General features: G+C 42.6%; 6 protein-coding genes. 4 read left to right on the forward strand and 2 right to left on the reverse strand.

Going from position 1 to position 7,984, the window contains the following annotated elements; all coding sequences use genetic code 11:
• The first annotated feature begins 256 nt into the window (after positions 1-256).
• The 4 genes from guaB (at position 257) to recJ (ending at position 5,556) form a co-directional block, all read left to right on the forward strand.
• On the forward strand, positions 257-1,723 hold the full coding sequence (gene guaB / locus B3143_RS09300; RefSeq protein ID WP_286740193.1) for an IMP dehydrogenase: 1,467 nt from the start codon (positions 257-259) through the stop codon (positions 1,721-1,723).
• A 123-nt stretch (positions 1,724-1,846) separates the two neighbouring features.
• Positions 1,847-3,178 carry a phosphoglucosamine mutase gene (glmM, locus tag B3143_RS09305; RefSeq protein WP_286740194.1) on the forward strand — a complete coding sequence of 444 codons (1,332 nt, stop codon included), beginning with the start codon at positions 1,847-1,849 and terminating at the stop codon, positions 3,176-3,178.
• 15 nt (positions 3,179-3,193) lie between these two features.
• Positions 3,194-3,850 (forward strand): pyridoxamine 5'-phosphate oxidase, encoded by a 657-nt coding sequence (gene pdxH, locus B3143_RS09310; protein WP_180025271.1) that lies wholly within the window; start codon positions 3,194-3,196, stop codon positions 3,848-3,850.
• A 2-nt stretch (positions 3,851-3,852) separates the two neighbouring features.
• Positions 3,853-5,556: a single-stranded-DNA-specific exonuclease RecJ gene (recJ, locus tag B3143_RS09315; RefSeq protein ID WP_286740196.1), complete on the forward strand. Its 1,704-nt coding sequence runs from the start codon at positions 3,853-3,855 to the stop codon at positions 5,554-5,556.
• 59 nt (positions 5,557-5,615) lie between these two features.
• On the opposite strand, the gene B3143_RS09320 is transcribed toward recJ, so the two are convergent.
• Entirely contained in the window at positions 5,616-6,416 is an 801-nt protein-coding gene (locus B3143_RS09320; protein ID WP_286740198.1) for a putative porin, read from the reverse strand.
• 174 nt (positions 6,417-6,590) lie between these two features.
• Entirely contained in the window at positions 6,591-7,376 is a 786-nt protein-coding gene (locus B3143_RS09325) for a putative porin (protein WP_004781512.1), read from the reverse strand.
• Positions 7,377-7,984: the final 608 nt, after the last annotated feature.

Below are 7,984 nucleotides of genomic sequence, written 5' to 3' on the forward strand. Positions count from 1 at the left end.
AACTATGGGACAGCAGTGGGGTATGGACTCTGCTTTTTTTATGGGAGAAAAAAATTAGTAAGGGATTTTGTAAATCGAATAAATATGATGACTCCTCTGGCATATTTAAATTGTTGATTGAATAGTCAAATTTACAGGTTTAGATATTCAGATTAAATCTAAGTCCAGATTTAGACAAAATAAATTTTGCAATTGCAATGAAATTTAGAGCTAAATTTGTTTATAATAGCGCACGGAAATTACCAGTGAGACTGTTATGTTGACCATCGTTCAAGACGCGTTAACCTTCGATGATGTCCTATTACTCCCTGCCTACTCTACTGTTCTCCCAAAAGATGTCTCTCTAAAGACACGCCTGACTCGCGGCATTAACCTGAATATCCCACTTGTTTCAGCAGCTATGGATACTGTGACTGAGTCACGTATGGCAATTGCGATGGCACAAAATGGTGGTATCGGTATTCTGCACAAGAACATGGATATTGCTGCCCAGGCTGCAGAAGTACGCCGTGTGAAAAAATTTGAAGCCGGTATGGTGAAAGATCCGATCACAGTTACCCCAGAAACTACAGTACGTGAACTGATCGCTGTGACTCAAGCGAATAACATCAGCGGCGTACCCGTAGTTAAAGACGGTAAAGTGGTGGGTATCGTAACAGGTCGTGATACACGCTTTGAAACTAATCTGGAACAGCCGGTCAGTAATATCATGACAGGTCAAGACCGTCTGGTAACAGTGCGTGAAGGTGAATCGAAAGAAAACATTCAGGCCTTATTGCAAAAAAACCGTATTGAAAAAGTGATCGTTGTTGGCGAAAACAACGAATTAAAAGGCTTGATTACGGTGACTGATTTCCGTAAAGCGGAACTTTATCCAAACAGCTGTAAAGATGATCTAGGCCGCCTTCGTGTAGGTGCAGCAGTCGGTACGGGTGCTGAAACACCAAGCCGTGTAGAAGCACTGGTTGATGCTGGTGTAGACGTGATTGTCGTTGATACTGCACATGGTCACTCTGCTGGTGTGATTGAACGTGTACGTTGGGTAAAACAGAATTTCCCACAAGTTCAGGTGATTGGCGGTAACATTGCAACGGGTGATGCTGCACTTGCACTTCTGGATGCTGGTGCAGATGCTGTTAAAGTGGGTATCGGTCCTGGCTCCATCTGTACGACGCGTATTGTTGCGGGTATTGGTATGCCACAAATCTCTGCAATCGATTCAGTTGCGAATGCATTGAAAGAACAGATTCCATTGATTGCTGATGGTGGTATCCGTTTCTCTGGCGATATGGCAAAAGCGATTGGCGCTGGTGCAAGCACCATCATGGTGGGTTCACTGTTGGCTGGTACCGAAGAAGCACCAGGTGAAGTTGAGTTCTTCCAGGGTCGTTACTATAAAGCTTACCGTGGTATGGGCTCATTAGGTGCGATGGCTGGAGCAACAGGTTCTGCAGACCGTTATTTCCAGGATTCTAAAGCAGGTGCCGAGAAACTGGTTCCAGAAGGCATTGAAGGCCGTGTACCTTATAAAGGCCCAATGGGTAACATTGTGCATCAGATGATGGGCGGTCTGCGTTCATCTATGGGTTATACGGGTTCTGCAGTGATTGAAGATCTTCGTCAAAATGCGAAGTTTGTGAAAATCACTTCTGCAGGTATGTCTGAATCTCACGTACATGACGTGACGATTACCAAAGAAGCGCCAAACTATCGCGTTGGCTAATTTCCTTTCTGCACTCATTCGAAAAAAGCCGTCATAGCAATGACGGCTTTTTTATTTTGGTGTAAAGTGTTGCTCATTGTAAAAATGGATGGTGTAATTCATCCACTAAGAAGAGAGACAACAATGAGTTATTTTGGTACCGATGGTATTCGTGGCAAGTTTGGCGTATTGCCGATTACCCCTGAATTTGCACTTAAATTAGGCTTTGCAGCAGGGAAGGTACTCAAGCGACATAGCAAGAAAAATAAACCGCTGGTGGTGATGGGGAAAGATACCCGTTTATCAGGCTATATTTTGGAATCTGCCTTGCAGGCAGGACTCAATGCGGCAGGTGTTTATGTGCATCTGCTTGGACCTTTGCCAACGCCGGCCATTGCCCATTTGACCCGTGCACTGCATGCCAGTCTGGGTATTGTTATTTCAGCTTCTCATAATCCGTATTTTGATAACGGGATTAAATTTTTCTCTAGTGAAGGCAAGAAACTACCGGATGCCTTACAAGATGAAATTAATCAGGAGCTCGAAAAAGAAATAAGTATTGAAGATACGGCGAACCTGGGTAAAAGTTTCCGTGTCAAAGATGCTAATGGTCGTTATATCGAATTCTGTAAATCGACTTTCCCATATCATTTAGATCTGAATGATTTAACGATTGTAGTGGATTGTGCCAATGGGGCAGCCTATAACGTGGGTCCTGCAGTGTTCCGTGAATTGGGCGCAAAAGTTATTGCAATGTTTGATGATCCTGATGGTCTCAATATCAATAAAGACTGTGGCTCAACACATCCTGAGAATCTGCAAAAAGCAGTCGTTGAATATCAGGCTGATCTTGGGATTGCCTTTGATGGAGATGCTGACCGTGTCATTATGGTCGACAAAAACGGTGAGCAGATTACTGGTGACCATATTCTGTATATCCTTGCGACTCAGGCCAAAAATAAGCCAGCAGGAATTGTGGGCACACTCATGAGTAATATGGCGCTGGAACTGGCTCTAGAAAAAGCCCAAGTCCCATTCTTGCGTGCCAAGGTGGGTGACCGTTATGTATTACAAGGTCTGGAGCAAAAGGGCTGGGTCACTGGCGGTGAGCCATCCGGTCATATCCTGACATTAGACAAGAGCACCACGGGTGATGCCATTATTGCTGCGCTACAAGTATTGACAGTGATGGTCGAGCAGAAGAAAGCCCTGCATGAACTGGTAGCTGATTTCCGCTTGTTACCGAACGTATTGGTCAATGTACGTCTGGATGCCATGTTTGATCCGTACGCCGTCCCTGCGCTTGCTGCTGAATTTGAAAAAGCAGAACAACAGCTGAAAGGCCGTGGCCGCTTGCTGATTCGTAAATCAGGCACTGAACCGGTGATCCGTGTGATGGTGGAAGGCGAGGATCTTGCAGAGGTAACCACACTGGCAAATTCATTGGCTGATGCGGTACGTGCCAACGCCGCTTAAATGGGGGAAGAGTGAATGAGCGATCTGATTAAGGACCTGAGTGAACTGCGTCTGAACTATCAAAAAGGCGAGCTACATGAAGATCAGGTCAATCCCAATCCGCATATGCAGTTTTTGCAGTGGTTTAACCATGCACTTGCTGCACAGCTGCATGAACCTTATGCCATGTCATTAGCAACCGCAAATGCACAAGGCCGTCCGCATGTACGCACAGTGTTGCTACGTGGTGCCACTGAAGCGGGTTATGATTTCTATACCAATTATGACAGTCAGAAAGGTCTGGATCTGGCCGAAAATCCCTATGCAGAATTGCTGTTTTACTGGCAGGAACAGGAACGTCAGATCCGGATTAGCGGAAAGGTAGTTAAAATTTCGGAAGAAGAATCAACTGACTATTATCATAAACGTCCGCGTGAAAGTCAGATCGCTGCACATATCAGTACCCCGCAAAGTGGTGTGGTTGCGAGTCGTGAAGAATTACAGCAACGCTTCTGGGATCTGCATCAGCAGGTTGCTAATCAGGAAGAGCTGGATAAGCCGGGATTCTGGGGCGGCTATCGTTTGCAGCCAGATTATTATGAATTCTGGCAGGGCCGTCCGAACCGTTTACATGACCGCCTGAGTTATGAAAAAATCGATGGGGCGTGGAAACTACAGCGATTGATGCCATAACAATGCCTAAACTTGAAATCAAGCAAAGACCTTTACTGACACGCCCTGAATCTTTTCAGGGCGTGCCTTCATTTGTAGCTGAAATTCTGGCACGCCGTGGCGTGGAATCTGAACAGGAGCTGGAACTTAAACTCAAGCATCTGCTGGCACCGACCATGAAAGGCTTACCGGAAGCGATCCAGTTGATTGATCAGGCTATAGATACTGGCCAGAAAATCGTAATTGTCGGTGACTATGATGCTGATGGGGCGACCAGTACAACATTAATGGTACTCGCTCTGCGAGATATGGGTGCCCATGTCGAATATCTGGTTCCTGACCGGTTTAAGTATGGTTATGGCCTGACACCTGCGATTGCGGATCTGGCTTTTGCCAATTTTACGCCGGATCTTTTAATTACAGTGGATAACGGGATTTCCAGTCATGAAGGTGTGAAGCAGGCGCAAGATCATGGCATGCAGGTGATTATTACCGATCACCACTTAACTACCAAGCCTACCCCTGCAGCAGAAGCAGTCGTTAATCCGAATCAGTTAGGCTGTGATTTTCCAAGTAAGGCTATGGCGGGAGTAGGGGTAGCTTTTTACGTTCTAGCGAATCTATCGACTCATCGTAAAAAGTTGGGTAAATCTTCAACGGTTATTACCAATTATCTGGATCTGGTCGCTTTAGGTACTTATGCAGATGTTGCAAGTCTGGACTATAACAACCGTATTCTGGTGGATGCCGGCTTGAAACGGATTCAGCAGCATCTTTGCCGACCTGGCATCAGTGCCTTGCTGGAAATTGCTGGTCGTGATGCAGCTACGCTCAAAGCGCAGGATCTGGGTTTTGTGCTTGGACCACGCATTAATGCAGCAGGTCGTATGGAAACCATGGATATCGGGATTGAGTGTCTGCTTGCTCCGGATCTGGCAACTGCTTATCCACTCGCAGAACAGCTGAATCAGCTCAATGTCGAACGCCGTCAGGTAGAAGGCAAAATTAAGCAGGAAGCTTTGACTGAACTGGAAAAAATCCAGCTGGATGAGAATACTTTGCCTGCCGCACTGATCATGTTTGAACAGCACTGGCATCAGGGTGTGATCGGGATTGTGGCGGGGCGTTTAAAAGAACAGTTCCATCGTCCAAGTATTGTGTTCGCAGCAGATGAAGATGGTATTCATATCAAAGGTTCGGCACGTTCCATCGAAGGGATTCATATCCGGGATAGCATTGAACGGATAGCAGAGCAGTATCCGCATCTGGTCAGCCATTTTGGTGGACATGCGGCCGCAGCGGGACTAACCATTAAAAAACAGCATTTTGCTGAATTTAAACAGGTCTTTGAACAGCTGATTGCAGAGATGGATGAAAGCCTATTTACCGCTACGCTGTGGACGGATGGTGAACTGCCAGCTTCAGCTTTCCAAATTGAAACAGTCGATTTACTGCAAAACTTAAGTCCATGGGGTCAAAAATTTCCTCAACCAATTTTTGAAGGCGTCTTTAAGATTCTGGATTACCGCTGGCTCAAGGATGTACATCTGAAATTACGTGTTGCCTTAGAGAATGGACAGGTTGTGGATGCGATTGCCTTTAGTGCTATCGATAAATACAAATTTGATCCAATGAAACAGCATGTTCGTCTGGTCTATGAACTGGATAAAAATGTCTTTAATGGCAATGTTAGCCTGCAAATGCGAATTGCTCATCTGGAACAATAAATTATTCAAACAAAAAACCGCCCAATTGAGCGGTTTTTTTGACTTTTAATTTCGGGGGATTAGAAGCGGAATGTACCGTTGATACCAAAAGAATCAATACCGTCAGTTGTAGTGTAATTTAAACCAGCAGCAATCGTTGGCGTAAAGAATTTTTGAGTACGTAAACCAAATATTGTGTCTGCATCATCTTCTGTAGAATCAGCGATTGATACGCCAACACTTAAAGTTGGATCAATATAAAGATCAGCACCTAGGCGATAAGTTGTTTCATCACCAAAATAACTTAGACCTTCAAAATTTGCAAAATGGTTGCCAATTTGAGTCACGTACTTAGCACGTAGAGATAATGCAGTATCATCACCTACAGTAACAGCGTTGAAGAAATTAGTCGTAAAACCATAATTTGCTACCTGAACAGGATCAACGCTTTCATTTGCGGCACCTACTGCCAATAACAAACTATTTACTGGAAGATAGCCCACTTCTAATGTATAACCTGTATTATCGTCGCCAGCAAAGTCAGTTTGATTCAGGGTACCACTTACGTAAAATTGGGTATTTGGAATGTAAAATTCACCACTTACACCAAATACATCGATATCTTCATCTCCATCACCGCTCGCATTTGCATAACCTAAACCAATATTGCTCGCCTTATTGAGGAAAGCTGCTTCTGCAAGTGGGGAGTTCTTAACTTGAACTGCATTTAAATAGTATTTTCCATTGATGAAAAATGTATCTAGATCCCCAAGATTATCGAAATCTGTATTTTCATAGCCGACATTAACTTCAGCTTGATAAGCATGAGCAGTTCCTAGACCAGCAATAAGAGCTGTAGCAAGAGCAAGTTTCTTAAGCATTTAGAGTTCTCTCTTTGTTATAAAAATATGACTGTTTGATGAACAGTTGTAACAAATTGTACAGATAATAATCGCCCCGTCAATGTGCTAAAACTACCTAAATGCTTGTTTAAAGTGCAATAAAAAAACCCATCCGAAGATGGGTTTTTTTATAATGAAATTTCTTAGTTTGGATTAGAAGCGGTATTTCGCAGCTAGACCAAATTTGTTGTAGTCTTGGTTACCAATTTCACCAAAACCTACACGACCTTCCAAGCTTACTTGTTCATTAAAGAATTTACGTGCACTTACACCAAATTCATTTGAGTCATAAGGGCCATTGTCTTTGCTTTGATAATCAGCACCAACACTTAAAGTTTTGTCGATGAAGTAGTCAGCTTTTAAGTTGTACTCATCTAGGTCGCCAAAGGCAGCGCCAGCTTCAAGGTTAATGTCTTTACCATTACTTAAAGTAGTCACATATTTAGCACGTAAAGTTGGATCTACACCGTCATCATAGTCATTGTCATAACCTTTCACACCTGCTGCAATTAACAGACCTGGTGCAGGTAAATAACCGACTTCAGCACTATAAACGGTTTCGTCAAAATCAGGTGCATTGTCGTATTTAGAATCATCACGACCTACGCTACCACTCAAATAAAAATCTGAGTTTGGTACGAAGTATTCAGCACCTACACCATAACGGTGACGTTCTGAAGAGTCGTAATCATCATATTGATATTGAGCTTTCACATTACTTGCTCGATCAAGGAAGGCTGCTTCGGCTAATGGTGCATTACGTGTTTCAACTGGATTAAAGTAGTATGTGCCATCAACACCAAAAGAGCCGCTTGAGCTACCATTATCCGGGTCTGTTAGGCCCGCAGATGCACCCACTTCTACTTGATAAGCATGAGCTGCTGTACCTGTAAGAGCTACGGCTGAAAGTAATGCTGAAGCGATTGCTAGTTTTTTCATGCGGATACTCCCCTCTGAAAATATGGCTAAAATTAATACACTTTTTGTTACAACTTTAAGTCTAGACCAATTCCAATAATCGTCAATCAAAGGAAAGTTACTACATTGTGAGTAAGGTAATATTATGTAATTTTAATTTAATAACTAATTGAATTTAAAAACTAAAAATGAAATGTTTTGTTTTATTAAAAATGTGTAGATATTGTGGAATGTATTGAAAATGCTATTTTTTATCTTGTTTTGTATGGGTTTTAGGGTTTTAAAATGAATCAAAAACCGAGTATAAAAGTACAGCGAAATATATTTAAGAATAGAATGAGAAAGTATTAAAAATAATATTTAGCTATTTTATCAAGCTGACAAATTTTGTAATTAAAAAATGTGCGATTAATATTTTCTTGCTTAGCTTTAAAGATGGATTTATCGCTATAAATTGGCGAAATAGACTGTGATATAATATTGACCTAAGAATTTATACCTAATTTTGATTGAGAGAAATTCACGTGGAAATTAATCCGTATCTAAACCAATTAAAAGACTTAAACGAACGTGGTCAAACACTACGGGGGTATCTTTGACTACGATCTGAAAAAAGAGCGTTTAGAAGA

It is taken from the genome of Acinetobacter sp. UBA1496 (assembly GCF_002324975.1).
Taxonomy (GTDB): Bacteria; Pseudomonadota; Gammaproteobacteria; order Pseudomonadales; family Moraxellaceae; genus Acinetobacter; species Acinetobacter variabilis.